The following is a 26,653-nucleotide window of genomic DNA, read 5'->3' on the forward strand; positions in this document are numbered from 1 at the left end:
TTCGGAGGGTAATAAAATGCATAAAGAAAATCGACTGCCTCAATCGCCAAGAGAAGGCATACTATTTATGATGATTATATCGATTATTTCTGTAAACACCATTGCTCCTATCATTATGATGTTGGATCAAGGATTCAACATGGGAAATTATTTGGAAACGTTACGGATTATCCCGTTCATATGGATAATCATCGTGTTGCTGGTAACTTTGGTCGCTGAACCGATAGTTAGTAAAGTGATGCCAATATTCGTAGCTAAAACGGATGGATTCAATGCCCGCATATTGTTGAATACCTTTTTGACGGTTACAGTCTTATCTGTTTGCATGTCAATAATAGGACCCTGGGTTGGTACGGGGAAAATAGGCATCGAGCCTTTTCAAAACTTCTTTCACAATTGGTTTAGGAACTTCGGGGTAGCGATTTGGATCGAGTTGCTGGTTGCACAGCCCATCGCAAGATTTGCAATGAAAAGATTACATGCAAAACAGGCAATTAAAACAGCGAATGGAAATATTTGACCTAGATAAATTCCTCACAGCCGATTGATTTTCAATCGGCTTTTTTAACGCTGTTAATTTCAAAGATAATTTTTTTTGAAAGTGTTATTTAACAATCTAGCCCGATCGTTGAACACAAGTTAAACAACACTCTTGATCTAACCTGCTGCGTTAGTTCAATAAGAAAAAGCTAATCTAAAGGCAGCCTTGTTCTGCTAAAGCCCCCGTTAGTTCAACAAGGGGAAAAATGATTTAACTATTCTATTCAAATAAATTAGTCGAAAAAATACCAACGACAATTAACAAAGATATGCTCCAAAATATTAAACTTACAAAACGGCTTTTGAGTGCATGAATTGTCAGTGCTAAAGATGGTAAGTATATAGCAATGGCTAGGAGCATCATAGGATTAAGTAATGTCCCTTGAAGCCAATGTTCATTTAACTCATAATTCATTTTAATTATTAAAGCAGCTACTACACTTAAAATTACAGCAATGATTCCACTTAAAGAGCGTTTTGCTACTCTCATCATTCTTCACCTCAATTACTTATTAAGCAATCCTGCCCCGTTAGTTCAATAAGACGAAACTCTAATAGTCAAAATATAATAAACAAAATTTAACTTCTGCCTATTCAATTCGAACTCTTCGCCAACAGTGGCTATTCTCTCAAATCCATTTTTCTCTAAGACTCTTTGTGACGCTATATTGTTAGTTGTTGTTTTCGCTTTAATTTGTTTTATGTCTATTTCAATTACTGTTTCTAATAATAACTTCAATGCTTTAGTGGCAATACTTTTTCCAATATGTGCTTGACCAACTCTATAACCGAGATGCCCGATTTTTTGAGATTTATCAATATCCACTACATTTATTCTTCCTATAATAGAACTATCCTTATCTTTAATTAAATAGAAATAAGCATCTCCTTGAACTTGTTCTTCAAGTAAAGCTTCATGTCTATTTTTAAAAATCTCAGGGTTATAGTAGTCATCCCCACGAGTAGGTACCATTTCTTCGAAAAATAGTCTGTTTTCAAGTTCAAACTTATACAAACCTTCGGCATCTGTAACTTGTAATTTTTCAATATATATATCCATGAATAATGACCTCCATTCTTACATTGTTGCTTATTACAAATTTCTGGTTGAACTAAACTGCTGCGTTAGTAAAAACACTCCATATGTCTATTATTCTATTAACTTGGTAATAATTCCATTAATATCACTTTATTAGGGGGAATGGAATTGTTACTGTCAAAAGCATGGGCTTTGTTTGAAGCTGACAAGCGAATCGAAGGTTTTTCTCCGTAAACGTTGAAGGAATATCTCGCTATATCCGGAAACATTTAAAACCTGTTAGTCTTGCACATCGCATTCTCTTTATGAAATCGTTTTTTCGTTGGTCTCATGAAAAAGTTACCTGAGGAAGAATCCAACTTCCAAAATTAAGGAACCCAAGGTAGGGAAGCGGATACCCAAGTATTTAACCGAATGAGAGATCGAACACCTTCATGAATCCTGTCATTCCCCAATGGAAGAGCGATTTTCGAATTTATGTTTTCTATGGGTTGTCGAATTGGAGAAATCGTTACTTTAGAAAAGAACCATATTAATTGGTCCAATCAATCCGCGATTGTTAGAGGGAAAGGTGATAAGGAGAGGGAAGTTTATTTTAATATACGCTGCGAAATATTGCTTAAACGGTATATTGAAAGTCGGAATGACAATAATCCTGCAATCTTTGTAACGGCAAGCCAACCACATAAAATGAGTGTTGCCCAAATGCGATACATCATCAAGCGGATCTCCAATCGTGCTAAAATTAATAAAGAGATTCATCCACACCAACTTAGACACAGCTATGCAACTAACTTGTTGAATAATGGCGCTCCAATTGAAGTCATTCAAAGTCTTATGGGTCATGAGAAAAGTGAAACCACAAGGATATACGCTCAATTAAGCGGAAAACTACGGAAAGAGTATTATCAAAAGTACTATTAAATGTAAAATGAGCAACGTCTTAAAAGACGTTGCTCTACTTGACTAATGCCCCCTTTAGTTGAAGTAGCATACTTCACAACCTTTAGCTTTATTTTCTATTCAATAAAATAACTTCAGATTTGCCATCCCACTCTATTTTCGCTTCCATCATTTCATCATCTTCAATAATTACTGCACAACTTTTATTATTTATGGGAGGTCCAGTACATTCACTATTACCAGAACTAATATTGTTATCTTGATGATTGAATCCTTCTTCTTTGCTTGTTAATTCAAACCATGTACTTTTTAAGTTATATCCAAATATTTCTGGTGCAGCTTCTTCTCCAATATATTCAAATGAAACATCAGCCCATTCTTTTGCTTCACTTATTTCAGTTTCGTACTTAACAACCCAGTTATTACTTGTTCCATAAAAATTATATGCTTTTTCATCTTGTGAACAGGCACTTAAGGTTAGCAATAAAAAAATAGATATAACACTTAAATTCATATTTAATTTCATTGTTACGCCTCCTAAATAATATATATCCTAATATTACCATTTAAGAACAGTTTTATATAGTTGCATTTTGAGTGAATTATTTGGGTTGTTGATAATCAGTAAGTTACCAAAGCGTCTTTTGAGTACTTACTGTTCATAAGCAGCAAAAACACCCCCTTTTCAATTGAATGAGGGTGTTGGTTCACTAACTTTCATTTGGGAACGTTGTATTTATAGTTGTAGGATATTTATTCAATAATAAAGTGAATTTAATTATTGATATAAAATTCATTTTCATTACTTACACCTAATACAGTACCTGAATCTAAAGAAATCTCAATTGGAAAAACCTTAGACTCCTTATCAGAAAACAACCACTTTCTATTAGAGCTAGCTAATAACAAATATACTTTTGTTTTTTTGTCACTCATAAAAGACAGAGAAGTGCTAGTAATTTCTGAATCACTGCGTTCTACAATATGATTGTTTATCAAACGATTCGCAACAGCCATTTTATCTGGCACTATTAAACTCATTTCTGAAAGTTTTTGTATGCTATCTAAAGAAAACGGATTATCACTTGGCGGATTATCCTCTAATCTAGCCATGAATTCAATAATAATACCTGAAGGGTCCTCAAAATAAAATGATTTTGCAACAGAGTAAGTAAAATTAATTTCGTCTGCTCCATTTTCAATTAAAAGATTCATTTTACTTTTAATCCAATTTTTTGCCTCTCCAAATTGATTAGAAGGAATGTCACATGCAAAATGGTAAAAAGGCGTTCCAACAACATCGTTATCATTAAATTCAATTGAACTTTTACCTAATGTTATTTGGAAACTATTTCGAGTTTCGTTCTCTATGGAGAAGCCTAAAATCTGTTCATAAAAATCTTTCATCTCTTTAAGTTTGTGTGTTTTCAATTTTGTGTTTATGATATCCATAATCTTAATCTCCTTAATTATTCTTGCAATAAAATGTTAACTTATTACTTAAAAAGAAAATATTAGACTTTTGGATGGAAAATTTTTCTACATCTGGAATGTTACCAAAGTGTCGTTTGGTAAAAATTGTGTAACAACAATAAAGTTATGTATTTTTGAAGATGAAAATACGCAATACACCGGTCGAAAATGTGGACGGTGTAAAAAAATTCATTTAAATTTTGGCGCAATTGCCGAATAACAGCTCATAGATGTTACAATACCGTCGTTTATATTGAAGGGTTGTTTAACAATCGCGCCCTATTACTGAAGATCATGATAATAATTATGATTGCTCCTTTTAGCTTGTTAAACTACATAGCATATTATTCAATTAAAAGAATTGGATGAATAATTGTTTCATAAAATTCAAGTTGGAGCATCTCTACTCCCTTAGAAACTTCCATAACTTTAGGCTCCTTTATAATTAAATAACATAAGCATGCAATTAACTTCGACTTAATTCATAAATATTCCTGCTGTTGTTCCACAATCCATCCAGTTTGTAGAACAACTATTAAACAGCACTCTTCACATTCTTTATAGATAAACTAGCATAAATATACAACAAAAAATCATCTCACTTCTAAAAATCATAGAGGTGAGATGATTTTAATCAATCTTTTTTAAAGCTATATAAACCTATATAAGTAATCATAAAGTTGCGACATGACTATAGTAAGTATCCGAATTCATAATGCTAATCCATTTATTCATTCGCAACTTGCAATACGGTTTTCGTCAGTAAAGCAAAGCGTTCAACAATATGTGCCCGTAAAATATGCTCGGTCTCCGCATGAATGCCGTTGCCGACAAGGCCGAGTCCATCTAATGTTGGTGCATACAACGCTGTGAAATTGCCGTCACTCGCACCACCGACAGCCGATTCTTCCACGCTAAACCCTAATTGTTTGGCTTCCTCCTGCGCTACTTCGAATAGTTCTTCGCTTTCTGCATCTTGCTCCATTGGTGGACGATTAATGCCACCCTCTACATCAATTTTCACGCGTGCATCATGCGGCTTAATTGTTTCAAAATAGTCATCGATGCGCAGTTGCTCCTGTTTCGTCACAGAGCGCACGTCCACACCTAAATGTGCCTCATCAGGTATCACATTTAGCTTGCCCCCACCTTGCATCATGCCAACATTGATTTATCCGTTATTCCTCGCAAAATCACACGCTGTCATAGTGGTTTTATAATAATCATTTTTCGTCCCGTAACTTTCATTAGTTGTCGGGATTCCCTTTTGATTTTCATAGCGTGTTTTTAGTTGGTCGCTTTTTGGTCGCTCGTTGAAATATTATAATATTTTGTAGTTTTGGTCGCCTGCTCTATCGAATTTACTAAAGAAATATCCCTCCACAAATTCCGTGGAAGGCTATTTTTATGAAATATATCCTTGTGTTGTATATGTCTGACCGTCAATTTCTATTTCTCTATTTATTGAGTGGCTTTTCTTTAATTAACTAGTGCTACACCATCTTTTACATGTAAATATATAGTCCCATTTGGACTTACGCACATCACTACGTCATCGTTACTTTTCTTTAGGATATTTTCTAACATATATACAAGCTCCCACTCCTGAACATACCCATAACCTTTACTGTTTGAAATACTAGCACACTCAGTATTTCTGTTTTTACTGTGTATAATTATCGATTCTTTACATTTATAGACATTTACTTTTGCATCAGCTGGCAAGGTACACATTGTAGCTTTAACTGCCTCTGGGCTTTCTTTTGTTATATCCCGAAATGTCCGTTGTCTTGAAAATGGATTTTTAAATTTTACTGTCACCTTATAGACACCCCTTTTAAATGAAAATTAGTATGTAACATCCGAAACTTTAAGTATGTCCAAAAAATGCACTTTATGGACTCCGTACACCTTATCCCGGATGTGTATTAACTTAGTATTTGCATCCATCTTTATGATTGCCCCCTGTAAGTGTTCTTCCATTCTGTATACTGTAAATACTTTTAACTTTTTTTCTTCCTTCGCTTCGCCTAATGCAACTGCTATTTCTTCCAACTCAAATTCATCACGATCTAAATGTTTCTTTTCCTTTGGTGGTGAAGGTGTAGTTCTCTGTGGTTTATCTAATTTTTTCGGCTTTGAACCTTTAGCTGGCTTTGGGATTGGTGTAAAAGTCATTATGTATTCATCTTTTCATTTTAGAATATTTGTTCTTTTTCCATTATAGAACATAAGTTCTTATTTGTGCAATAAAAAATTACCAGACACTCACGATTAAAAAAGATCGTTAACCTTCAATTGGATATTTATGTTAAAATGAATTTTAGAAGGGGAGTAATCTAATGGTTAAAAAATTAATTGACATTATAATGTATTCTTTTTTTCTGATATTCTTTATCTATATCGATATTAAAAATAATTTACCTGTTGAATATATTGTTGTTCTTATTATCGTATACATATCTGTCATCATTTATAAAATCATCACAATAAGAAATCACGGCAAAGAGAACTAAGTGATATGGTAACTCTCTTTGTATAAGCATTATTGAGTAAATTTATTCAACTAACGGTGGCTTTACTTGAATATCGTAGAGTTGCATGGCAGCTCTATCCTTATTGCACTAACGCAGAAGGTTAGTTCAATATTTTAGATGTTGATTCGTTAATGCAGTAATATTTTTTAAGGAGGTGGAAATATGAAATTAGAAATTGAAGTAAGAGCATTTGGAGAAGATAAAGTTCAAGGAACGGTAGATGCATATAAAAACACTGAACTGATGCGTGTGCATAAACTTTCAAAAGATACAACATTAGCCGAAGTAGAGTCATTATTATCTAGGTTGTTTGAAGAAGTAGAAAGTGGTTTCACAAATCCAGAACAATGTTTAGGTAAAATCACAATTCGTGCAAAGAAAGAAAATGGTGAAATTGTATTTTTAGGTTAGAAGTTTTAAAGGTGTTAAGGTTTTTTGCACTAACGGGGCTTCAGTTAAACAAGTCGTTTTAAAAATAGATACAAAAAAGTTGTCATTTTGATTATTCAAAACGGCAGCTTTTTATTTATCCATACTGTACGTTTGCAAGAATTGTACAGCTAAATCTAATACTAAATATTCATGTACAAGTTGACGTTGCTCAATACTTAACATTAGACCACCCAACCTTCTTTGTGGGCTACTGGGACTGTAGCAAGTACATTATCAACGGTAAAAGTACGTTTTGCTTGCTTAGTAAAACAAAAAGCTTGAAACTTATCACCCATCATTTTTATGATTTTTACACGTCGTTTTGATATTTCACCCGTTTTAGATACATACATCATGTCAACCAATTGATTACGTTGCATTGCTTTTATTAATTGTTCTTGCATTATAAGCACCCTCAACAAGAACGTTTGTTTGTATTTATTTCAGAACAAACGTTTGCATTTTGGCAAGTATTAATATTATTGTGTACTTAATCAAAATTTTCCATTAAAATGTAATGTATACATAATTTTATAAAGGGGTAACAACAACATGGAAACACTAATTACGAATAAGCGAAATTATAAAATTAAGTTTATTCCATTTGAAGATAAATGCGGGCTAAATGAAGACGGAACCTATGACAATATTTACAGAGGTCACAATATTGAAATTCATTTCAATGAAGAAATATTTTATGGAAGAATATATAAATGTTCACAATATGAAATTTCTTTTCGTTCTACCCCTTTCCCTGTTTTTGGTGAAGATTTAGAAGCGGTAAAGAAATATTTTATGGAAAAACACGAGATAAGAAAATTCCTATATCATGACCCAGATAGAGATGAAGATTGTTATGTGAAATTTTAATCATAAATTAGAAAATGACCAAGACGGCAATTAAGCTATCTTGGTCTTCTTTGTTATGGGTGTCCCTTTGCATTGACGAAAATACATTGTTCCATTAACAAAAATGCACGATTTTTATCATGGTAAATAAGTTTATTTATGGTTAAAGTTGTATTTGCAGGATATTTAATATCATACCCTGCGATAATTTTAAAGGAGGATACATAAGTGATTAATTCGTTTAAAAAAGGTTTTATTTATCTAGCATTAACGTTATTAGTGTTAGTTGGCATTAGTTTTGAAAGTGCATCAGCAGCCGAAGTAGTTGATTATAAGGAAGGAGTTAATAATCTAAATAACACACCTGAAAATAGTTCAGTGGTAGGAGATAGACTCACACAACCTGAAATTGATTGGAAAAGATACGACGATAATCACAATAAAATTATTTACGAAAAGGGTAAATGGGTAAGATACACATCAAGTTCCGCTTCTAATGATTACAAAAAAGGAAGCATGGGCGCAAAAAAAAATGTAACTGCAAAAATGGAATTTTGGTTTTTAGGTAGTAAACTTAATATTATTTCTTTTAGGAATCCAACATATACAAAAGACGCTATTGTTAAAATCGACGGCATTGAACAGGGTAAGGTTGAGAGTTTTGGTTCTACTCAATCTCAAACTTTAGTATTCAAAAAAGAAGGTTTAAATTTTGGTATTCATAAAGTTGAAGTTATAATAACAAGTACATCTCCTAATGTAGATACTTACAATCTTAGAATAGACGCTATTGATATTGATGCAAATGGTAGCCTTGTAGATGAACCTAACAACCAATCCATCACATTAGACAAAAATTTATTAGAGCTTCTAGAAGGTAGTCAATATAAATTAACAGCAACAACCTCACCAGATAGCGTGAATGTAATTTGGTCTTCTAGTGATGAATCTATTGCTACTGTAGATCAAAACGGTAATGTAACAGCCATCCATGAAGGTGAAGCAATTATTACTGCGCAGATAGAAGGCTCAGACCTTGTAGCTACTGCTACCGTTATCGTTAAAAAACCAATTAATGAGTCTTCGAGTGCTATTCTAAGTATCACTTTGGTGAACGGAATAACAAAAGAATATGATGTCACTAATAAAGTTTTAAATGATTACTTAAATTGGTTTGATAGTGCTCAAGGTACTTCGACATTCAAATTCATAAAAACCATTTCTCCTTATAAAAAAGTAACGGAATATATAGTACATGATAAAATTGCTTCTTTTGAAGTAAGAGAATATTAAACTCAAAAAAGCCCGTCACTACTATTACAGTAATGACGGGCTTTGAATTTTTATATTAAATTAATGAGTAAAAAAATCATTATTTATATTGCATTTCACCTATACAGTTGGTGTATTTTGTAAAAAATTAATCCATTGAGTATATGCCTCGATAAGACGTGGTGAATTCGAAACAGTATCCATAATATTTTTTGCACCATCTAACATACTTCTGATAACGGATTGTTTAGGTATCTCGGCTTCACTTGCAGCTTGAGCAGCTTCAATCAATTCTTTTAGTTCTTCTCGCTCGTCATTTTTTAATTCCGAAGAATCAATTTCCTTGAATAAATTCAGTAATAATTCTTCCGATACACCATTGTTATTATTAGTTACTGTATTTGTAGAGTTTTCACCAAAACTAAATGCAGATCCTTGCGGATTATTCACTGTATATGTTCTTTTATCATTAACCATAACGAATACAAATCTCCCTTCATCTTCTAATAGTCCCAGTTCTATTAATTCTTTTGTTGTCTTAGTCCGTTCTATACCATTAAGCATTCTCGGATTGATTTCTTCTTTTTTTTTAACGCATCCTCTATAAATTCATCCTTAAACGAAAATGCAAGAAGAAAATTCTCTGGTTCAAAATCAGTTTCTTCACAGCTATAACAATCGAAATGTTCTTCATCTATAGGTTCATCCAGTAGGAATTCATCACATTTATGATTGTTTGGACAAAGTAATATCTTTTTTGCTAGTAACTCAAATCCATTTTTGCTCATTAGATATCTATATACATCATCATAATAGCTGTCATCTAACCCCATTGAATGCAAAACATTTTCAACAGTAAAATCAGTTATAGAGGGAGTATTGGACGCCCATCGACTTAAAATATCATTCACTTTATAATACGATAAACGCACCCTAACCCCCCCTTTGATTTTATATTATTGAACCTGAATTAATGGCTCTTCAATTGATAATGTATCGTCATTATTAACAATGACTAATGTATCGAGAACATGATCTACTACTATTTCTGGCACAGCAGATGTAAATTTAAAATAACTAGCTTTAATATTCACTTCAAATGTTACTTCTATTACTATATTTGTTTTAGGGTCAGTATATGAATAAAAACAATTTTCATCCATAGTATCATTAGTAGGAAGTCCTAATCCCTCAATAGCTGTCGTAATGGATTTAAATGTATTATCTATATCTAAATTTATACCCTTTTTCCCATTAAATTTCAAGCTACCTACTGTAGATGGTAACGCAATATGAGTGGATGCTATTCCTGCTGAAAGTAAAGAACATAATTGCCTCGCCGCTTGTTTTGTTAGCTTTGGAACCAAAAACCATTTATATGGTGTTGCAAATCCCATTAATTTCATTACATACTCTGAATATTTTTTTGCTTCTCTTGCTGAACATCTCAATTCGATCAATTCTTCTTCTCCAAAGTGTATAACTAAAGAAGTTAAATGTGCATAAGAGGAGGGTATTGTGCCGTAACCGTTTCTTCTTGAATTAAATCTTTCTTCCACCAATTTAATGTAAATTGAATTACCTTCATGTTTTATAGCACAAATTTTAACTTCAGGTGTATATGTTGGTTGCCACTCAGCATTAACTTGAGAACTTAGAATTACACCTTCCGTAATCAATGTGTCTATAAACTTTTCTGGTGTTTTAGACTTATCCGGAAAATTCGATTCAGCCTTGCAAATTGATATATAATTGGCAGGGAATTTAAATTGTTCATTCAGATAAACAAGTTCTGCTTCTTTTCCATTTTCAATTAACATTTCCTCAATTTCCTCTTGAAACTTACCTCTGTAAACAACCTTATTTAATTTTGCGAACTGGTTCAAATACTTCTTTGGAATGTTTTCGTATTTTGCCATAATATCCTGCCTTTCACAATTTTGCAGGTGGCTATAGAATCGACATATCAACTAGATTTTGATATAATACTACTAAGGTTTTTATCTATAGCAACACCTTAGGATACATTTGGGTAATTGTATCCTTTTTTTATTTGTTAATATTATACCACTATTTTCTTATTTTTCAAAAATAACCAAATACTATATAATCAAAAACATGATTATATTAAAATTTTAGTTTTTAATGTAAACGTAAAAAAGCCCGCCACTACTATTACAGTAATTTCGGGCTTTGGAATCGTATTATTTAGTTACAGAACGTTGAGAGATAATCCGTTTTAAACCTGCGTAATCGCCATTAGTCATTGTTCCTTCATCAAATTTCTCCAACCAGGATCCATCGATAAGCTCTTTATCTACCGCTTGTTGTAATTCATCTCTCACTGCATTTTTTGTAGTAGCTGATGTAAATTTCATCGTTTCATCATCCTCTTCGATTTGTTGTGGTTCATACTTTACAATAAGCTGTACCTTAAACTTACTATTGGAAGGTACAATAACCTGTCCTTCTAATTTGTAACCTTTCGGCGGTGCCCAATTTGCTTTTACTTCAAAATGTGGGCGATCCGTTTTCCCTGCATTAACCCACGATGCGTGACCGCCCCAAGTAATGCCTAGCTTAGCCGCAATCGCACCAACTTTATTTAATGTATCTAAATCGTATAAAGACTTTGGAGGACCAACAGCAATATCCCACGCTAAACGGCCGCTATGATTACTATTAAGTGTCCAAGTAACAATTTGCCCAGGTCTTGTACGCCCCAGAGCATATAAATACTTTTGGCGTTCTGGACTACGGTATGTTTCCGTGAGAAAAACGTCCACGATCCCCGCTTTGTAGCACTCCTGGAATAAAAGGCGGCATGCTAATTGTGCTGCTTGTGTTAATTCAGCTAAATCACGGCATGTTGTTGTTACATTCATTTTCCTTCATCCTTTTTATTTACGGCTTTTAACGCATCAAATGTGCCGCTAGCTGCAAGACCAGCAATCAAACCAACTACTAACATGTAATAAAAATCGTAATCACTTAATGGCCAAACAATTAACGCAATAAAAATACCGACTACAATGGATGTAATCGGCAAGTAACGAGCTTTAATTGTAAATGTTTTTTTGATTACCTCTACTACCGCCGTGACGATTGCTACCAATGTAATTGCTACTAAAATTAATCCTGTTAAATCCATGCTTATGCACTCTCCTTATTCACTGTTTTTTCGAGCATTTCTAATCGATTATTTGTTTCAGTTTTTAACTCATGCAAATTGTTTTGTACACCTGTTATTGCATTAATCATTTCTTTTTGTGTGTCTACAATACTACTTGATGCAGCAATCGATTTATCTAGTTGATCGCTTAATTTTTCTTCACGTTTTGCTGATTCGCTCCGATGTGTATCATCTAATTTAACAAGCCACTTTAATGTGTAGCCACCGATAAAGATTAAAGCGACTAATAATACTCCCGCTAAATATACCCATGGCTCACTACTTTTTGCCATTCCCTCAGCTATTTTTGCTCCACCTAAAACTGTTGCCTCCAATACCATAATTCCACCGACCTTTTTATTGAATTGATGCCCTGTGAGACGCATTAAAATCCTGTTTTGTGTACAATTGCCCGTCTCGATTGCGCTCGCAGCACCAGTTTTTAGTATAAAAATAACGATAGGCGATTGTCAGCGCCTTAGAAATCTTGCTTTGTAATCTCTTTATATTCCTCTCCTGTAACTTCACCGAATTTGTTACTTTCAGTGATAACAGCTAAGCGTAATTGTTCAGCCGTCACCCATTTAAGATTGAATGCCATTTTCCAAAATACCATTACACTCCACCTCCCTTCATAGCCATGATTTCAAGTTTCACTTGCGCTAACTGTTCACCTAATCCGTTAATAATTGCGTCCTTTTGCATATTTGCCAGCTTTTCTTGCGTGAGTTGCATGCCAAGTGCTGAGATCTGTTCTTCAGTAGTTGGATCACTTCCTGCTTTTATTGGTTCACCTAAATCACCGTTTTGGTCTCGTACTTTGTATTCTATTGCCATCAGTCAACTACCCCCGATATTAGATGGATTTTGTTATTAATGTTTACGTCCGGTCGTGATGTGGAGAGCTTTAAAATGATATTGTTTTTTTGCTCATTAGCTTCGTGATAATACGTGTCTTCTACGATGCCTGTTTGATTCGGTATAGGTGCAGTATTTTCTTGTGTAAGTGTCACGTAATTCTCTTGCTCACCAATTAATGTCATACTAAGTTCCACTTTTAAATCAAGGTCAACATCGCGTTCTATGAACAACAAAACACCTTTCGCAGATCCTTTAGGTGGCTCGATTTTATAACGAGCGACGGAATCTAAAATAGGCGTTTTGATTTCATTTTTATTTAGTTTAATTGTTTTAGAAACTTTGAAATTATAGCTGTCAGTAAGCTCGACAACGATTGTATTTTGTCCGACTTGTAATTGAGCTAGGGCGATATCAAATGCCCATTTTCCGTCAGTAATTCCAAGCGCTACGCTATTTCCACCATTACTGCGATAGGCAGCTGTAACGGGGTTGCCGTCTGGATCATCTGCTGCGCCACTGATTGTAAATTTATCCGTGTTGATAATGCCGTTTGGCTGCACTGTATCAACTGTTAATACTGGTGGACGGTTTGGCACAACGTAAAATGTACGCTCAGTGATTGCTGATTGACCACCATCGCCGTCCTGTGCCCAGATTTTTAATGTGTGAGGTACGCCGTCTGTTAGACTACCAGTGATAGGCGTGTCACCGTCGTATAGCTTTCCACCAACAAACTTTAGCTGCTTAGTAAATGGTATAGGCGCGTTGCTTAAACCAACTCCTAATACAATCCTTTGCTCCAAATTAACTTGGGCGTAGATTGTAACGGATTGATTAGCGTTTATATCGGATGCATTTCCAGCTAGATTAAACACATCATTTTCATATAATGTCATATTAGCTGTCGGTGACGTCACAATAACTGTTGGTATGCTATTTACCACGTTTAAAGTAAATCCTTGGGATGTACTCAATGATCCGTCCGACGCTGATACCGTAACCCAAACCGACCCGATTTCCTTACCTGCAAGTGTTAAAGTATTTCCAGATACTGTCGCCGTTGCAAGACTCATATTATTTGATAATGCCGAAAACGTTAATGGATTTCCGTCTGGGTCCGAAAAATAGTTTGATAAATTTATTGTAATGCTTTCGTTTTTCTTTGTTGATTGCGTTGGGATAGGTGTTTTAATTGTTGGTGCTGTATTTACAACGCCTTTTCGAACGTACCAAAAACCGTCACCGTGACGACCGTCATTTGGATATGTGCCGTCCTCCACTTGAATGTCCGCTTGAATTATTGAACCTCTACTGTAATTGTTCGTCAAAACCCTTTTGTTATAAAAATTACTACTAAAACCATAATTTCCGCCGGAATATATCATACTATTAGACGGTACGGAATATCCGGAAAATTGATCTATGGCGTAAACATACTCGTCCTTTTTTTGATACGCTTCCGACGCTACAAAAGACCCTATAATTTTAAAGTTGCCCACGGCATCAAGTATCCCACTGGTAAAATTGATAATTGTAGGATCGTTAAATTTTACCGATACATGCGAACTGTAAACCGTCTCGACGCGGTGAGTTACGTTATTTACGCTATTAAACTTATCATAATAATACTTAACCATCCTAAACCACCTCCACTAATTCCACATTATAAGTCTGCCAATCCCCAACGCCCATCTCTGCATTAACCGTATCAATCGCCACATTACTACGTGCCACTTTTGCGCCTTTTTTGTAGCTATTTGCAAGGGCTTGGACTGTGATTGTATCTGCACCGATTGCTGTGATCATTATGTCCTCGCTTGATACGTCATCATAAATTGTGACTTGGGTAAATGCGGTAAAGCCTGTTACATTTGCTACCGGCAATAAGGTTGTACCCGCTGTTACTGGCTGAATGATATCCGTCAGTGTTGTGTCTAATATGATTTTGTTGGTGTTACCGTCTAAAGTATCAGCGAACGTACCGCTGTTACCAGGGACGCGACCATCTAGCTCCATTTGTACACGCATACGCTCCATTTGACGATACATTTCATTTAGAAATTTATAGGCGTTCCAAATACCCCACTCAAAATTATTAGCCAACTCAGACATAAAAGGTGTACCATCATCAATGACTTCTCCAGTCACTGGATCTGTTACATCATCGGCCCATTGAGTTCGTTCATAAGGATTCTTCTTGAAATTTAATGGAATTTCGCCATTCATTAACTTACGCATTTACTTTCACTTCCTTTGCTTCGAGTTGCAGCGGGAATGCGATTACATACCCCTGCGCCCCCTTTTGATATTGCATGGTTTTTACATATAATTCCCGACCGTGGCTATCGACCAAAGCAGCACGCGTTACTAGACCTTGCTCCATAGACAACTTTACATATTTTCGTAATCCATATTTGGTGCTAGTATGATAGATTTCTTTGTCATGTACAATACCATCAATTGTCACCTTTGCACCGGTTACCATGTCGCTCAAAAATTGTTCCACTAAATCAATCATCAATGGCTGTATTTCATTCAATTGCTTGCACCTCCTGCTCTAAATCGACCACAAATGCGGGTATTGATACTAAAATCATAGGATGCTTCTGCTACATTTAATATATCTTTACCGAGTGCGCCGTGAGTTTCAGCTGTTTTAAAGCGGCCGCAGATTTTAGTTGGTAATGCCCATGCATAAGAACCACCTACTACTTGAATCATTTCTTTTAAAATACCTTCTGCAATGATCATATAAATATTTAATGGAATCATCGGCTCTAAAATATCCGATAACTCACGGTAATAGTTCTGTTCACTTGGTATTAACAATTCCAAAATATAATCTTGTGGATCTAAGTTGATTTGAAAGTTATTTTCCCCAAATATAGAACTCAATAATTGTTGTAATGAGCGCCACGTGTACGGAAGTTTATTATTAATTTTCGCAACAACTTTTATTTGACGGGTTTCAAGTGTGTCGGTTGGGCGTCGTTTTAACTTCAACATTTTTTCCCAACGAGCAATACCTATTTCATCCGTTGCATGGACAAAACGCATAGAAAAAAGTTGTAATAATTGTACTTTCACTCGATTAAAATTGGTATTCTCGACATTAGCTACCTCAATAAATTCTTCAAAATCACTAATGGTTGAAGGATAATATTTCGATAGGTCAACAACATTTGTTAATGGCTCATACATTAGTTATCTCACCCCTATTTGGAATGGAGTTTGGTCCTAAAATAAGATTATTTGCTTCACCATTGATTGTTGTGTTTTGCACATCGATAATTCCGTTGATTTCCAACATTTTAGACTCTAGTTGTACAATGCGAATTACGATTTGAGTTGCATCTTCCCAACCTTTTTTCAGTTCAAGTATGTGATTATCAACCATTTGCTGTACATCTAGCACGACATCTTCCCATTCAAATCCATCTTCAAAAACAATTGATGGGAAATTAATATCGACTTTTTCCTTTTCGACACCAGCTACAAGTACGGTATGACCAATTGGCGCGATCCCCAAACCTTCACCTTGATTTGTCACTGGATCAATTGCCGTTTGAATCGTCTCTATTAATGATGGAGAAGGAATATTGTATGTGGAATCTAATATCACCAGTTTTACGTTGAAAATTCCTTCGCGAATACGGTAAGCTTTTACTCCACCGACACCTTGTAATTCATGTACTTTTTCTAAATAATCTTTCCGGTTACCCCCATAAGCCAACGCTTCAAAGCTATCTAAATAGCGTTTGCGTAGGCTTTCGGTTTCTTCTTCATCTTCCCCAGGAATTAGTAGCTCCATCAAAGTAGCTGAAGCCAATCCGTCTACATACTCAATCGGAATCAATTGACCGAAATAATTATTACCGATTACACCTAGCGTTTCACATTCCAATTTAAAAACACCATTACTGACTCTTTCAATAACGGTGTAATTCAATGTATCTAAAGAAAACCGACTTCCAATAGGCACATCAATATTAAATTCTCCCTTTAAAATTGCCTTTTCAGCTGCATGAGGATAAATTCCTCTATCCCTACATAGGCGTATTAAAAATTCACGGGAGGCCGTATCACCGAACATTTCTTTTAGCATGCCTTCCATTGACAAATAGAGCTCGTACAGTTGAATTGTATGCGGTGATAAGGCATCCCAAATAATCGAACCTTCCCGTTTGTCTACATCGTTTTTTACCATATCCAAGGCATCGCTTAACAATCGCTCCTGACTGATATGTTCAAACATTAGATGTCCACCTCCTTTTCGATATCTATAGGACCGACAATCGTATGAGCTGTGAATTGCACATGCACTCTATGCTTTACATGACTAAAATTAAAAGCATCAACACTATCGATTCGGTCATCGTGTGTTAATGCTTCTGTGATTAATCTTTTCAATTCGCTATATACATAGGGAATCGGTTGCCCAAACAACTTGGCTATTTCGGCGCCGTAATTCCACGTATATATTAGATAGTCATAACGTTCTGTGCTTAATGCTTTGTAGATAGCTTGTTCAACAGCTTCGCGTCCATCTGCATAACCAACAATTCGCTTACGTTCTAAGTCTAATTTATATGTGCGAGAAGGCTGAACAACTTCCTCAAAATCTACTGTTAAATCTTCAACATCATTTTGTGGAATCATCAAACCACCTCTTTATCAATAATTAAATATTGTTGGCCGCCATGTACACGGATCATCGTTACTTTGTCACCGTCACCAAGGCCATTATGGATTAAATACTTTCTACGAACATTATCCACCGTCATATCAACTTCATGGTCCATGACTGCACGTGTTAATTTTAAATGTTCTGCTTCTAAGCTTAACTTTTGATCCACATATATCTTCAAGGGGCTAGTGCTTATAACTGTGCCATATACGATATTAGTTAACTTTTGTGCATTAACAGCACCCAATACAACCTTCCGTATTGCTATCATAATATCAGTCATATCACGCAATGAACTCACCACCAATCAATTTTAGATCCATTCGATGGTCACTCTCTTTAAATGTATGTTTTACCGTTTCAACCATCATGAATTTAGCTACAGATAAATCGCCAAGGTACAATTGCACACCTAACGTTGAGCCACCTCGTACTCGAATATCGCCTAATACTTTATTAATGTGTAGCTTACGTGTTTTTTGATTATAAAGAGCAAGTAATGCATCTGCCTTAACTTTTCCATTCTCGCCTTCTTGGAGCGATTCTGTTAGCTGCAACATGCCCCATTGATTAATATTTTTACTATCTTGAGCAATGTAAATTTCACGTTTACCTTTTTTCTTATCCTCGCGATAGATTTTAATTTTATTGTATGTCTTTTCATCAATGGACGTAGTGTATTCAAACGTTTCGCCGCTTTCTTCATCAATTAATATGTTCAACTTCATGTCTTTTACTTCACGTAAAAAGAGCTTACCGTATTCATCGTATAGGACATATAACTTACCTGTGTGCTTAGTTGTTATAGATAGCGCATTATCCATAATCGTAAATAGCTCTTGAATATCCTCGACACGTGGAGAAATTACATGTTTTGTATCATCAATGGCTCCGGCTTGTAATTTGAAATCGGTAATCAGCATTTTGAGTACCTGCGCAGCCGTTTTCCCTTTGTATGTGTACGTATCTTTATTTTTAAAGTAACGTAGCTGATCATAAGCAGTGACACCGATAATCCGATTGTCCGAGCGCTTTTTAGTAAACACAAAGCCGAAAAATATCTTATGCCCATCATAATCAAAGCGCACTGCATCACCTTCGTGAAAACTTATAATCTCATCTTTCAGGACATTGAAAGTGAGTTTACCTGGAATACCTTTTCGATGCACCTCCCAAACAATAGGCTCTTGTACAGCACATTCAAAAATATTGCCCTGAGATAAAATAAGTAACTGATATTTACCCAAGTTTAATCACCTGCCCTGCTTTAATTAGATTTGGATTAGATAGGTTATTCAGCTTAGCAAGTTGGGTAGATTTAGAGCCATCACCAAGATACTTTTTAGCAATAGCCCATAACGTATCGCCCGATTTAACAGTATGCGTTTTCGGTGTTTCCTTGCCTGTTGTTGGGCGTGATTTCTCAACGGTAGCCTTTTGTTTGGTTGTATCTGAACTACCTGTAGCCGCTTTGCTAGGCTCATTTTTGATGTTTAACTTTTTGGTACCGTATGGACGAAATTGCTTTAAAGGGATAGTTACTTTGATATCAAAGCCATTTTCCGCATTCTCATCAATCGTATAGTCCTCTAGCGATACCGTCATATTTGTATCAAATAACAAAGAGCCATCCGGTTTCATTCGATTAACAATGAACTGAAACGGCTCTTGTGCTGTTTTTAATTTTTCTAATTTTTCAAGGTAATGTGAAGCTGGTTGAAAGCCATCCGGATAAACTGCAAAAGGATATTTAACGTTTGGAAACTCCACTTCAAATTCAATATCCGTCAGTCCTGCTTTTTTCAGGATATTAACCTCACCCTCGTTCATGAGGATGAGGGTTTCATTTTTGTTGTTAATCTTCATGGACATTGAAGGTGGCGCTATTGGTAGCTGCACACCATCAAGGAAAAAATTATACATCTACCTCGCCTCCTTCCGCTAAGATTTCCGCTACTTCTTCTACCTTTTCACCGAAACGATCAATAACCCCATCGATATCCATTTCGGAATTGATGTGGTTCTCATTTTTCATATCAACTTTTATTTCTGCTGTTGTGTAGCGGTTGATGGCATCTCGTTCAGCAAGGTCGCGGAGGTATTTAAGTTCGTTTACAGTACCATCCATTTTCTTCGCCATTTTTGCAGTATTCTTGGCAGTATCTTTAGCCGCTGGAGAATCATCCCCTAAGCCACCTAAAATATCATCCCAATCTTGAGATGCTGCAGGTTTTGGTGGTCCTTGCACTGGTTTGTTACTGAATAAATTATCACCCCAGTTATAACCCGCATCCCAAGCGCCACCTAGAGATTTTAAATTCATCTTAGGTGCTTCCCAGTAATTGGCTGGTGTCTCTCCTACCCAATCATTTATGCCGCTTTTAATGCCGGATAAATCACTAGTAATCGATTCGCGATATGAATATTCGGTTCCTTTTCCGAGCCCTAATGTGCCCGCTACCCCATCAGGCAGTACCTCGATAAACTTATTCCATGCGCCAATTGCTAGGTTTACCGCTTTAATAATTGCATTTACAAAAGCTGTGGCAAATGCATCCCAACCGCTAGTCATAGCGATCGCTTGGTCCAAGACATTGTTAGTTAAATCGCCAAATAGCTTTTTAACAGAAAACATCGGATGTTGCCAAACATTAACGAAAAATTCAGCTATGGATGCGAATATATTCCACCAAAATGCAACTTGATTATAAATGTATGTTCCCAGAACCATAAACGCACCGGCAACAATTCCTGTTGCGCTAATTGAAGTTCCTGCGAAATAATTTATTGCGGCTACTGCTGCATATAAAACTGCAATCAATACAAATACCGCCATAATTATTATGAAAATAGGGTTCGCTGCCATTGCCGCATTCAATCCCCACATAGCAGTAACCATAGACCACGTAGCGCCAGTTCCAACACTGGTTGCAGTAGCATACAACATCGTCGCGGTTGTATTAATAAACTTCCAAGCCGCCGCCGCCATTTCTGCCAACTTCACTGCTCCTAACGCAGTTGCATAACCTAAAAGCACGATGGTAACACCGCCAATTAGAGGGCCTATGAGAGACCAACTATCAAATATGAAACCAGCTGTAGAACTGAAAATGTCCAAAGTTGCTATAGCTACCCTAGCGAAAGTGTCCAACGATCGTGCCGCATTATCTATGAATTCACTTAACCCATCACTATTAGCCATTTGCTCTAATTTCTTAAATACATCATCAAAGGCTTTGACAGCATCATTTTTAAATGAGGTCCATAGTTGCGCCCATGTTTTTGGCATCGTTTCAAATTGCTCTGTGATAGATTCGGTTGCACCTAGCATGGCTGCTTTTACAATACCAGCCGTAATTTCGCCATTAGAAGCCATATCCTTAATTTGACCGATTGGAACTTCTAAGTAATCCGCTATCGTTTGGATAACGTTTGGAGCTGCCTCAAACACAGCGTTTAGTTCTTCACCGCGTAATACTCCAGAACCGAGCGCTTGCGTTAATTGTAAACTCGCGGATGCCATTTCTTCAGTGGTCGCACCGGCTATCGTGAATAATTTGTTAAGGTTCTCGGCAAATTGAATTGTTTCTCTGTTATTCGAGAAAGCGTCACTTGCACGTAACCCTAATTGAGCAACAACATCAGCAGTATCTAAGTATGATGCACGCGACCGTTCAGCCGATTCGAAAATCATTTCTTGCAACTCCGCTGTTGTTTGTAAGCCGTCATTCATCATATTGAGTCTAGCTACCATACTTGTCATTCTATCAGACAGACCTAAAATATCACTGCCGGTCTGAAAACTTAAATAAGCAGCGGCTATCCCCATTATTTTGCCGAGCATTCCGCTTGCGGCGGTGGTTCCATCTCTTATGGATTGGTTAAACCTATCTTGCTGTTGGTCTGCTTCACGGATTTGAGTTTCAATATCCCCGAATGCGGATTCCATTCTAGTAAGTTCACGTCTAGCTAAATCCATGCTAGCTGTATCGACCGCATTACCTGATGCTTGTTGCAAATGCTCGAAGTTATTAATCGTAGCTTGCATTGCTACATTCATAGACCGGAATGCACTAGAAAGACCATCTTGAATTTGTATTGCCGTACGGATAGTTGCCATTCGTTTCCTCCTTTCCTCCATAATAAAAAGCGCTCAAATTATGAGCGCTTTACAATTCGACAGTAACTCTGCCTCTATCTTTCAAATTATAATATTCGTTGTTGAACATAATGGCTTTAGGTTCCGATGTAGCTTCAAATGAAATGAAATCAATTTCATCTGAGGAATTAACATAAGAAAAGATTAAGTATTTATCGATAACCTTACTTTCTTTCTCTTTTGTACGTCCTCCAACCATCGCTCCTAAAGGGCCAAATAAAACATATCCACCAACAGCTCCGCCAATGCTACTAGAGTAGCTCTTTTGAATCTCAATACTCGTTTTCATCAACACATCTTTAACTTTCGAGACAGGAAGTTCAAAAGTTTCTTGGTTTCTTTCGAAAATAATTTTATCTGTACATCTATAAACAAACACTTCCGAACCTTCTGCTAACGGCAAACCAGCCATGTGCTTCAATGAAATACAAAGATCCGCACCTAACAAATGTTGTCGTGCCTTTGAACCAATAACTTTACTTTCAACATCGAATTTTTCTTTTTCTTTATCAGACTTCATTTTTTTCATTGCGAGTTTACGGTTTTCGTCAGCCTCTTTAGCTTCGGGACCGAATATTTTTTTATACCTCTTGATTAAAAATACTTCTAACAAACCAACGAGCAATAACATAACTCCCACAATTAAAAAATCTGCACCTTTATAACCTTCGAAATTCAAAATAACGTTAGATAATCCATAAATAAAGTATAGGCCTACCATTACTGTCATCAAAAGATAAAGAATCTTTTTCATCAAATCTCCTCCTGATACTAATATACCCAATATGGAGGTGTTTTCCTATCATTACTTCCCTTTCCTTTTCCCGTTCCGCTTAGACTCATTTTCAGCTTTTTTATCTGCCTCCATTTTTATTTGGACAGCAGCAATGACAAAGGCTTTTTCATACTTTGGTAAGGAATCATACTCTGACGGCCACTTACGCAATTTGTGCATACAATAGTATGCTATATTCGCGTCATAGTCGCCGTCATTAATTAGTTTTTTGCTTCTTCTACCGCCTCGTCCATACCTACGTCGAATCCATTTGCATTTTGAACGACTTTCAGAAACTCAGCATATTCACCAGGAAGAAGCATTTTCTTTAACAACATCTCTGCCCCCATAACGCCATATGAAGTTTGAACATCCTGGTCGTTCAAATTCGGGTAAATTGTACATTTTACTGCTAAAGAAGCTAAATAAGCATCGTAATCTGTTGTAGGTGTAAACATATTTTTCTTCCCTGGCACAGGTAATCGTTTAGTATGCTGTTTACGTAGTGCTTCATCTTCATCAGAAGAAATCGCACCGATTTGCCATGGGATTGGTTGTTTTGTTTCTGGATCAATAAAACGTTTCGATACAATATGTTCTTCTGTTTCCGCCTTGATTGCATTCTGTGATAAAAAAGCTGTTAAGTTTGTCATTATTAATCACCTTATCCTTTTAATTTTTGTATAGAAAAAGCCCACAAAGCAAGCTTCATTAAGATTGCATTGTGTTCAAAATAGAATAAACCTCAGGTAATTCAAATCGTTCAAAAGTAAAATCAACCGAGTCCTCTAAATATTCAGCGTCAGCATCCAATAACGCAACAATACCGCCATCCATATTGCAATCTTTTAAGATTGTCGTTTGGCGACCGACAGAAGCGCTTTTATCTTCATTTGTCACTTGGATATCAAAATAAATATCCTCACCGGTTTCTTGGTAACGGTAAAGTAATTCTCGGAAAATAGATGTGTTGTAATGGAATGTTGCCGATCCAGTTCCTTCGCCACCAGTTGCTTTATTCCCTTTCGAAACACGTCCCATAATAGGTACTTGTGTTTTTGTTTTATCAAAGCGCGCCTCTAAATTAATTAGGTTAGCAAATAGATAGCGATTATCTCCAATCGTTACGAAAGCTCTCCCTTGTGCGCCTTGAATCGCGTCCTTAGCATGCATTGTTAAATCTGCCATAAACTTATCCCTCCATTAAACTACTGTTGTTGTAATGTATAGTTGCGACATGGCTACTGTCGGTTCAACAACTTCATTAACGACAACTGCTTTTTTTGAATTGCCCGGTTCTACTAATACTTGATCCGATACGAAATTTTGGATAGCGCGAATACGCTCTAGTTCTCTTCGGTGTGCCACAATGTCATTCCAAAGTGAAATACGACCATCTTGATCATTCGGCACTTTACCTAAATAACGCGAATTAAATAGTTGCGCAGTATCAATAGCAATTTGATCTAGTACACGGATAACTTGATTCATACTGAAATCCTCATTTTTATCTGGTGTAAATGAGGTAAACGTATTTACATCTTCTAAAACATTGATATCTTCACCAACGCGATGGAACACATATTTACCCGCTTTTAAAAGCGCTGTTAATTGCGATTGCGTTTTTGTTTCAGTCATATCAAGCGTGTGCTCACCTGTGTACGTTTTATTAGTATTTGACTTGTTAACTGCGATACCACCTTGTACGCCCGTTGCCCAATAAACTGCGCCGAACACTTCTTCACCATCTCCGACAGCATCGTTTTGCACGTCGATGATACCTTCATGATCCATCTTGCCGAGCTTATGACCGACTAGTTGGAATTTACCTCCTACAGTGTCACGGATACGCTTTGTATACTCGACGTACAGTGATTTGATTGTTGGCTCTGAAGACAAGCAACCGAGTGTATTGAAGCCATATGCCTCTAAATTATCAAGTGCCATTTGGTGAGGGGTACCAGCTGTTAAGGCTGTTGCACCATTCGCTCCACCTGTTAATGGCATACCAGCAGTAACCTCTAATTTTGCATCTGTTTTAAATACAACAAAATCATTTCCAACTAAATCAGCAGCAGTCGCCACCGTTTGCTCATCGACTAATGTTGTATCGATGTAGGTTAATACATCGTAATTAGTAGGTTCATCCACATTCGTTTGCACCACAATTCGAATGTCATTTCCGCGGATGCCCTTATATTTAGCTTTAGCAAACTCATTTTCTGCAGCAGTGCCACCTAAGTTAAGTTTTGCAAAGAATACGGTAATCGCGCCTTTAAATAAGTCACGAATACCTTTCAATTTTGGATGCGTGTAATCGTAGCCGAAAATCTTCAAGGAATCTTTCTGTAAGTCCTCTAAATTTACGGTAAATACCCCCTCATCCTGCCCCCAATCTAATGCGATTGGTTGACCTACATAACCACGATCAGATAAATTCACGAACGCTCGTAGTGCACTGATAAAGTTATGATACGTCCCCGGTAAAACCTTATTTTGCGTTAAAAACGGACCTCCACCTAGCGCCATTATTTTTTCACCCCTTCATCGAATTTCTTAAGAATTTCATTTACCTGTGCGAATGAGTATGTTCCATCATCTGGTAGCAATGCATTGATCGCATCACGTCGATGAATATATTTTTGGCTTTTAGCTAATTGCTCTTTTGTGAATTTTGGCAGTTTAGAAGTTACAACCTCTGCCACTCTTTTAACATCCACTGGTTCAATTTTCGCTTGAATCGCTTTCGCCAATTAAATCACCCTTTCGTTTTTTGATAGTGCTCAAGTGAACCCATGAGCGTTTTCACCTCGACCTCTTGCAAGAAGAAATCAAACCGCATGAAGTTATGAGCAATGCCATCGACAACCTCACTATTAGCCCCACGTGCAAGCATTACAGCGCCATTAAGTAGCGTTACATTCTTTAATGCCCTTTGGATTTTTAAAGTCATATTCGCACTTTCTGACGCTCCTTTTTGCGGGAAATACTGAACGTTGAATAACGGCGTTACTTTCCACCGGTCGCCAATTTTCATGATATGTTCAAAGCTCAAAAACTGAATAAAAAAACAAGGTGTCGCAAAGTTTTGCGGTACCTCGTCCATGTATTTTTTATAGCCACTACCAAAAACTGCTTGAAGCTTTCGGGAAATAGCAATTGATATATCGTTAATCTCCATTGAATGCCTCCCTTAGCATTTTCATAAGTTTCTTTTCAAGGATAGCTGGTGCAGCTCGTTCAACTTCATCTGCTGAAATGGTCATCATGAAGCGACCATTTACCCAACCTTGGTGATTGCGTGTGCGATGTCCAAATTCAACATATTGTGCGTATTCTGTTGGATTGATAACTTCAATTTCGAAATGACTACCGTTTTTCTTAACTTCACCGACAGTCCACCCCCTACGTAAAGTACCCCCTGTTTTATCATCTTCATAAACACCGACTGGCGTACGTTTAATGACCTTTCTTAGTAAACGAGCCGCTAATTCCTTAGCAGCAGCCTCGCAAAACTTGTCGTACTCCTTGCCGAGCTTCTCCATCTTCTTTTGCATGCGTTTTAATTCGCGAAAATTAACCCTCGCTCCACGTCTAGCCATTAAGCCCACCCCTTGAATATGTCTAAGACAATCTCTTGATGGTCAATAAATACACCAGGCTCACCGCTACGAGCATAATCTGCAGTCTTACCATTCTGTGTGACGGTGATTTTACAACCTGCAGGTATTTCAAATTCATTGCCAAGCGACACTTTAATTTGTTGGACCACAATAGCACCAGCGCCAGTTGATGATGTGGCACTGATATTTTTATGGGATAGCTTACATTTAAGGTTTTCGTGCAGTAAAACTTCTTGGAATTCAGTCACGAATGTAATTGGATCTTCAACCTCTTTCCATTCGTACACCGTGCATTCTCCAATCCATAATCGCTCGAGTGCTTTTCTACGTT

General features: G+C 36.4%; 40 protein-coding genes. 5 read left to right on the forward strand and 35 right to left on the reverse strand.

What is annotated here, in order from left to right:
• The first annotated feature begins 16 nt into the window (after positions 1 to 16).
• Positions 17 to 520 (forward strand): DUF2798 domain-containing protein, encoded by a 504-nt coding sequence (locus ACQKIH_RS08645; RefSeq protein WP_057988828.1) that lies wholly within the window; start codon positions 17 to 19, stop codon positions 518 to 520.
• Positions 521 to 760: 240 nt separating this feature from the next.
• Here ACQKIH_RS08645 and ACQKIH_RS08650 read toward each other — a convergent pair whose 3' ends face one another.
• Positions 761 to 1,030, reverse strand: a complete 270-nt coding sequence (locus ACQKIH_RS08650; protein WP_057988826.1) for a hypothetical protein — start codon at positions 1,028 to 1,030, stop codon at positions 761 to 763.
• Positions 1,031 to 1,075: 45 nt separating this feature from the next.
• Positions 1,076 to 1,600, reverse strand: a complete 525-nt coding sequence (locus ACQKIH_RS08655) for a GNAT family N-acetyltransferase (RefSeq protein WP_427765081.1) — start codon at positions 1,598 to 1,600, stop codon at positions 1,076 to 1,078.
• Between the two features lie 456 nt (positions 1,601 to 2,056).
• Here ACQKIH_RS08655 and ACQKIH_RS08660 point away from each other — a divergent pair, with 456 nt between their 5' ends.
• A complete protein-coding gene (locus ACQKIH_RS08660) occupies positions 2,057 to 2,503 on the forward strand; it encodes a tyrosine-type recombinase/integrase (RefSeq protein ID WP_427765084.1) in 447 nt (148 codons plus the stop codon).
• Between the two features lie 88 nt (positions 2,504 to 2,591).
• Here the strand turns inward: ACQKIH_RS08660 and ACQKIH_RS08665 are convergent, their stop codons facing one another.
• The 5 genes from ACQKIH_RS08665 to ACQKIH_RS08685 form a co-directional block, all read right to left on the reverse strand.
• Entirely contained in the window at positions 2,592 to 3,008 is a 417-nt protein-coding gene (locus ACQKIH_RS08665) for a hypothetical protein (protein WP_057988822.1), read from the reverse strand.
• A gap of 248 nt (positions 3,009 to 3,256) precedes the next feature.
• Positions 3,257 to 3,934: a VOC family protein gene (locus tag ACQKIH_RS08670; RefSeq protein WP_427765088.1), complete on the reverse strand. Its 678-nt coding sequence runs from the start codon at positions 3,932 to 3,934 to the stop codon at positions 3,257 to 3,259.
• Positions 3,935 to 4,682: 748 nt separating this feature from the next.
• Positions 4,683 to 5,114 carry a M20/M25/M40 family metallo-hydrolase gene (locus ACQKIH_RS08675; RefSeq protein WP_427765091.1) on the reverse strand — a complete coding sequence of 144 codons (432 nt, stop codon included), beginning with the start codon at positions 5,112 to 5,114 and terminating at the stop codon, positions 4,683 to 4,685.
• A 320-nt stretch (positions 5,115 to 5,434) separates the two neighbouring features.
• Positions 5,435 to 5,776, reverse strand: a complete 342-nt coding sequence (locus tag ACQKIH_RS08680) for a DUF1827 family protein (RefSeq protein ID WP_427765093.1) — start codon at positions 5,774 to 5,776, stop codon at positions 5,435 to 5,437.
• A 27-nt stretch (positions 5,777 to 5,803) separates the two neighbouring features.
• On the reverse strand, positions 5,804 to 6,133 hold the full coding sequence (locus ACQKIH_RS08685) for a YolD-like family protein (RefSeq protein ID WP_427765096.1): 330 nt from the start codon (positions 6,131 to 6,133) through the stop codon (positions 5,804 to 5,806).
• Positions 6,134 to 6,654: 521 nt separating this feature from the next.
• Between ACQKIH_RS08685 and ACQKIH_RS08690 the strand changes: the two genes are divergently transcribed.
• Complete coding sequence (locus ACQKIH_RS08690) at positions 6,655 to 6,903, forward strand: hypothetical protein (protein ID WP_427765098.1); 249 nt, start codon at positions 6,655 to 6,657, stop codon at positions 6,901 to 6,903.
• 203 nt (positions 6,904 to 7,106) lie between these two features.
• On the opposite strand, the gene ACQKIH_RS08695 is transcribed toward ACQKIH_RS08690, so the two are convergent.
• Positions 7,107 to 7,328, reverse strand: a complete 222-nt coding sequence (locus ACQKIH_RS08695) for a transcriptional regulator (protein ID WP_427765101.1) — start codon at positions 7,326 to 7,328, stop codon at positions 7,107 to 7,109.
• Between the two features lie 148 nt (positions 7,329 to 7,476).
• On the opposite strand from ACQKIH_RS08695, the gene ACQKIH_RS08700 reads away from it, so the two are divergent.
• Together ACQKIH_RS08700 and ACQKIH_RS08705 are read left to right on the forward strand one after the other, a co-directional pair.
• Positions 7,477 to 7,794 (forward strand): hypothetical protein, encoded by a 318-nt coding sequence (locus ACQKIH_RS08700; protein ID WP_427765103.1) that lies wholly within the window; start codon positions 7,477 to 7,479, stop codon positions 7,792 to 7,794.
• Between the two features lie 207 nt (positions 7,795 to 8,001).
• The gene (locus tag ACQKIH_RS08705; protein WP_427765106.1) at positions 8,002 to 9,066 is read left to right on the forward strand and encodes an Ig-like domain-containing protein; all 1,065 of its coding nucleotides are present in this window, start codon (positions 8,002 to 8,004) and stop codon (positions 9,064 to 9,066) included.
• A gap of 99 nt (positions 9,067 to 9,165) precedes the next feature.
• On the opposite strand, the gene ACQKIH_RS08710 is transcribed toward ACQKIH_RS08705, so the two are convergent.
• The 27 genes from ACQKIH_RS08710 to ACQKIH_RS08840 form a co-directional block, all read right to left on the reverse strand.
• A complete protein-coding gene (locus ACQKIH_RS08710; protein ID WP_427765108.1) occupies positions 9,166 to 9,609 on the reverse strand; it encodes a hypothetical protein in 444 nt (147 codons plus the stop codon).
• Entirely contained in the window at positions 9,594 to 9,977 is a 384-nt protein-coding gene (locus ACQKIH_RS08715) for a hypothetical protein (RefSeq protein WP_427765110.1), read from the reverse strand. The genes ACQKIH_RS08710 and ACQKIH_RS08715 overlap by 16 nt, the downstream gene beginning before the upstream one ends.
• A gap of 24 nt (positions 9,978 to 10,001) precedes the next feature.
• Positions 10,002 to 10,964: a hypothetical protein gene (locus tag ACQKIH_RS08720; protein ID WP_427765112.1), complete on the reverse strand. Its 963-nt coding sequence runs from the start codon at positions 10,962 to 10,964 to the stop codon at positions 10,002 to 10,004.
• Between the two features lie 285 nt (positions 10,965 to 11,249).
• On the reverse strand, positions 11,250 to 11,930 hold the full coding sequence (locus ACQKIH_RS08725; protein WP_427765114.1) for a M15 family metallopeptidase: 681 nt from the start codon (positions 11,928 to 11,930) through the stop codon (positions 11,250 to 11,252).
• On the reverse strand, positions 11,927 to 12,196 hold the full coding sequence (locus tag ACQKIH_RS08730) for a holin (RefSeq protein ID WP_427765116.1): 270 nt from the start codon (positions 12,194 to 12,196) through the stop codon (positions 11,927 to 11,929). The genes ACQKIH_RS08725 and ACQKIH_RS08730 overlap by 4 nt, the downstream gene beginning before the upstream one ends.
• Before the next feature lie 2 nt (positions 12,197 to 12,198).
• A complete protein-coding gene (locus ACQKIH_RS08735; protein WP_427765118.1) occupies positions 12,199 to 12,603 on the reverse strand; it encodes a hypothetical protein in 405 nt (134 codons plus the stop codon).
• Positions 12,604 to 12,695: 92 nt separating this feature from the next.
• Positions 12,696 to 12,833: an XkdX family protein gene (locus ACQKIH_RS08740; RefSeq protein WP_427765120.1), complete on the reverse strand. Its 138-nt coding sequence runs from the start codon at positions 12,831 to 12,833 to the stop codon at positions 12,696 to 12,698.
• Positions 12,833 to 13,054, reverse strand: a complete 222-nt coding sequence (locus ACQKIH_RS08745) for an XkdW family protein (RefSeq protein WP_427765122.1) — start codon at positions 13,052 to 13,054, stop codon at positions 12,833 to 12,835. Before ACQKIH_RS08745 ends, ACQKIH_RS08740 begins: the two co-directional genes overlap by 1 nt.
• Positions 13,054 to 14,406 carry an Ig-like domain-containing protein gene (locus ACQKIH_RS08750; RefSeq protein WP_427765124.1) on the reverse strand — a complete coding sequence of 451 codons (1,353 nt, stop codon included), beginning with the start codon at positions 14,404 to 14,406 and terminating at the stop codon, positions 13,054 to 13,056. The genes ACQKIH_RS08745 and ACQKIH_RS08750 overlap by 1 nt, the downstream gene beginning before the upstream one ends.
• A 310-nt stretch (positions 14,407 to 14,716) precedes the next feature.
• Complete coding sequence (locus tag ACQKIH_RS08755; protein ID WP_427765126.1) at positions 14,717 to 15,316, reverse strand: hypothetical protein; 600 nt, start codon at positions 15,314 to 15,316, stop codon at positions 14,717 to 14,719.
• Positions 15,309 to 15,617, reverse strand: coding sequence for a hypothetical protein (locus ACQKIH_RS08760; protein ID WP_427765128.1), 309 nt, complete (start codon positions 15,615 to 15,617; stop codon positions 15,309 to 15,311). Before ACQKIH_RS08760 ends, ACQKIH_RS08755 begins: the two co-directional genes overlap by 8 nt.
• On the reverse strand, positions 15,614 to 16,279 hold the full coding sequence (locus ACQKIH_RS08765; protein ID WP_427765130.1) for a putative phage tail protein: 666 nt from the start codon (positions 16,277 to 16,279) through the stop codon (positions 15,614 to 15,616). The genes ACQKIH_RS08760 and ACQKIH_RS08765 overlap by 4 nt, the downstream gene beginning before the upstream one ends.
• Positions 16,272 to 17,333 (reverse strand): baseplate J/gp47 family protein, encoded by a 1,062-nt coding sequence (locus ACQKIH_RS08770; RefSeq protein WP_427765132.1) that lies wholly within the window; start codon positions 17,331 to 17,333, stop codon positions 16,272 to 16,274. The genes ACQKIH_RS08765 and ACQKIH_RS08770 overlap by 8 nt, the downstream gene beginning before the upstream one ends.
• A complete protein-coding gene (locus ACQKIH_RS08775) occupies positions 17,333 to 17,737 on the reverse strand; it encodes a DUF2634 domain-containing protein (protein WP_427765134.1) in 405 nt (134 codons plus the stop codon). The genes ACQKIH_RS08770 and ACQKIH_RS08775 overlap by 1 nt, the downstream gene beginning before the upstream one ends.
• Positions 17,737 to 18,048, reverse strand: a complete 312-nt coding sequence (locus ACQKIH_RS08780) for a DUF2577 domain-containing protein (protein WP_427765380.1) — start codon at positions 18,046 to 18,048, stop codon at positions 17,737 to 17,739. The genes ACQKIH_RS08775 and ACQKIH_RS08780 overlap by 1 nt, the downstream gene beginning before the upstream one ends.
• A 1-nt stretch (position 18,049) precedes the next feature.
• Positions 18,050 to 19,012 (reverse strand): XkdQ/YqbQ family protein, encoded by a 963-nt coding sequence (locus ACQKIH_RS08785; RefSeq protein ID WP_427765137.1) that lies wholly within the window; start codon positions 19,010 to 19,012, stop codon positions 18,050 to 18,052.
• On the reverse strand, positions 19,005 to 19,688 hold the full coding sequence (locus ACQKIH_RS08790; protein WP_427765140.1) for a LysM peptidoglycan-binding domain-containing protein: 684 nt from the start codon (positions 19,686 to 19,688) through the stop codon (positions 19,005 to 19,007). Before ACQKIH_RS08790 ends, ACQKIH_RS08785 begins: the two co-directional genes overlap by 8 nt.
• Positions 19,681 to 21,885 carry a tape measure protein gene (locus ACQKIH_RS08795; RefSeq protein ID WP_427765142.1) on the reverse strand — a complete coding sequence of 735 codons (2,205 nt, stop codon included), beginning with the start codon at positions 21,883 to 21,885 and terminating at the stop codon, positions 19,681 to 19,683. The genes ACQKIH_RS08790 and ACQKIH_RS08795 overlap by 8 nt, the downstream gene beginning before the upstream one ends.
• A 49-nt stretch (positions 21,886 to 21,934) precedes the next feature.
• Positions 21,935 to 22,678, reverse strand: coding sequence for a hypothetical protein (locus tag ACQKIH_RS08800; RefSeq protein WP_427765145.1), 744 nt, complete (start codon positions 22,676 to 22,678; stop codon positions 21,935 to 21,937).
• Between the two features lie 51 nt (positions 22,679 to 22,729).
• Positions 22,730 to 22,870: a hypothetical protein gene (locus ACQKIH_RS08805; RefSeq protein WP_427765148.1), complete on the reverse strand. Its 141-nt coding sequence runs from the start codon at positions 22,868 to 22,870 to the stop codon at positions 22,730 to 22,732.
• Between the two features lie 50 nt (positions 22,871 to 22,920).
• Positions 22,921 to 23,352: a phage tail assembly chaperone gene (locus ACQKIH_RS08810; protein WP_427765150.1), complete on the reverse strand. Its 432-nt coding sequence runs from the start codon at positions 23,350 to 23,352 to the stop codon at positions 22,921 to 22,923.
• 58 nt (positions 23,353 to 23,410) lie between these two features.
• Entirely contained in the window at positions 23,411 to 23,887 is a 477-nt protein-coding gene (locus ACQKIH_RS08815) for a phage tail tube protein (protein ID WP_057989895.1), read from the reverse strand.
• A 15-nt stretch (positions 23,888 to 23,902) separates the two neighbouring features.
• Complete coding sequence (locus ACQKIH_RS08820) at positions 23,903 to 25,228, reverse strand: phage tail sheath C-terminal domain-containing protein (protein ID WP_427765152.1); 1,326 nt, start codon at positions 25,226 to 25,228, stop codon at positions 23,903 to 23,905.
• Positions 25,228 to 25,452, reverse strand: coding sequence for a hypothetical protein (locus ACQKIH_RS08825; protein ID WP_427765154.1), 225 nt, complete (start codon positions 25,450 to 25,452; stop codon positions 25,228 to 25,230). Before ACQKIH_RS08825 ends, ACQKIH_RS08820 begins: the two co-directional genes overlap by 1 nt.
• Before the next feature lie 5 nt (positions 25,453 to 25,457).
• On the reverse strand, positions 25,458 to 25,880 hold the full coding sequence (locus tag ACQKIH_RS08830; protein ID WP_427765156.1) for a phage tail terminator family protein: 423 nt from the start codon (positions 25,878 to 25,880) through the stop codon (positions 25,458 to 25,460).
• Positions 25,870 to 26,301 (reverse strand): HK97 gp10 family phage protein, encoded by a 432-nt coding sequence (locus tag ACQKIH_RS08835; protein WP_427765158.1) that lies wholly within the window; start codon positions 26,299 to 26,301, stop codon positions 25,870 to 25,872. Before ACQKIH_RS08835 ends, ACQKIH_RS08830 begins: the two co-directional genes overlap by 11 nt.
• Positions 26,301 to 26,609: a hypothetical protein gene (locus tag ACQKIH_RS08840; RefSeq protein WP_427765160.1), complete on the reverse strand. Its 309-nt coding sequence runs from the start codon at positions 26,607 to 26,609 to the stop codon at positions 26,301 to 26,303. The genes ACQKIH_RS08835 and ACQKIH_RS08840 overlap by 1 nt, the downstream gene beginning before the upstream one ends.
• Positions 26,610 to 26,653 lie beyond the last annotated feature (44 nt).

It is taken from the genome of Solibacillus cecembensis (assembly GCF_050272495.1).
GTDB lineage: Bacteria > Bacillota > Bacilli > Bacillales_A > Planococcaceae > Solibacillus > Solibacillus cecembensis.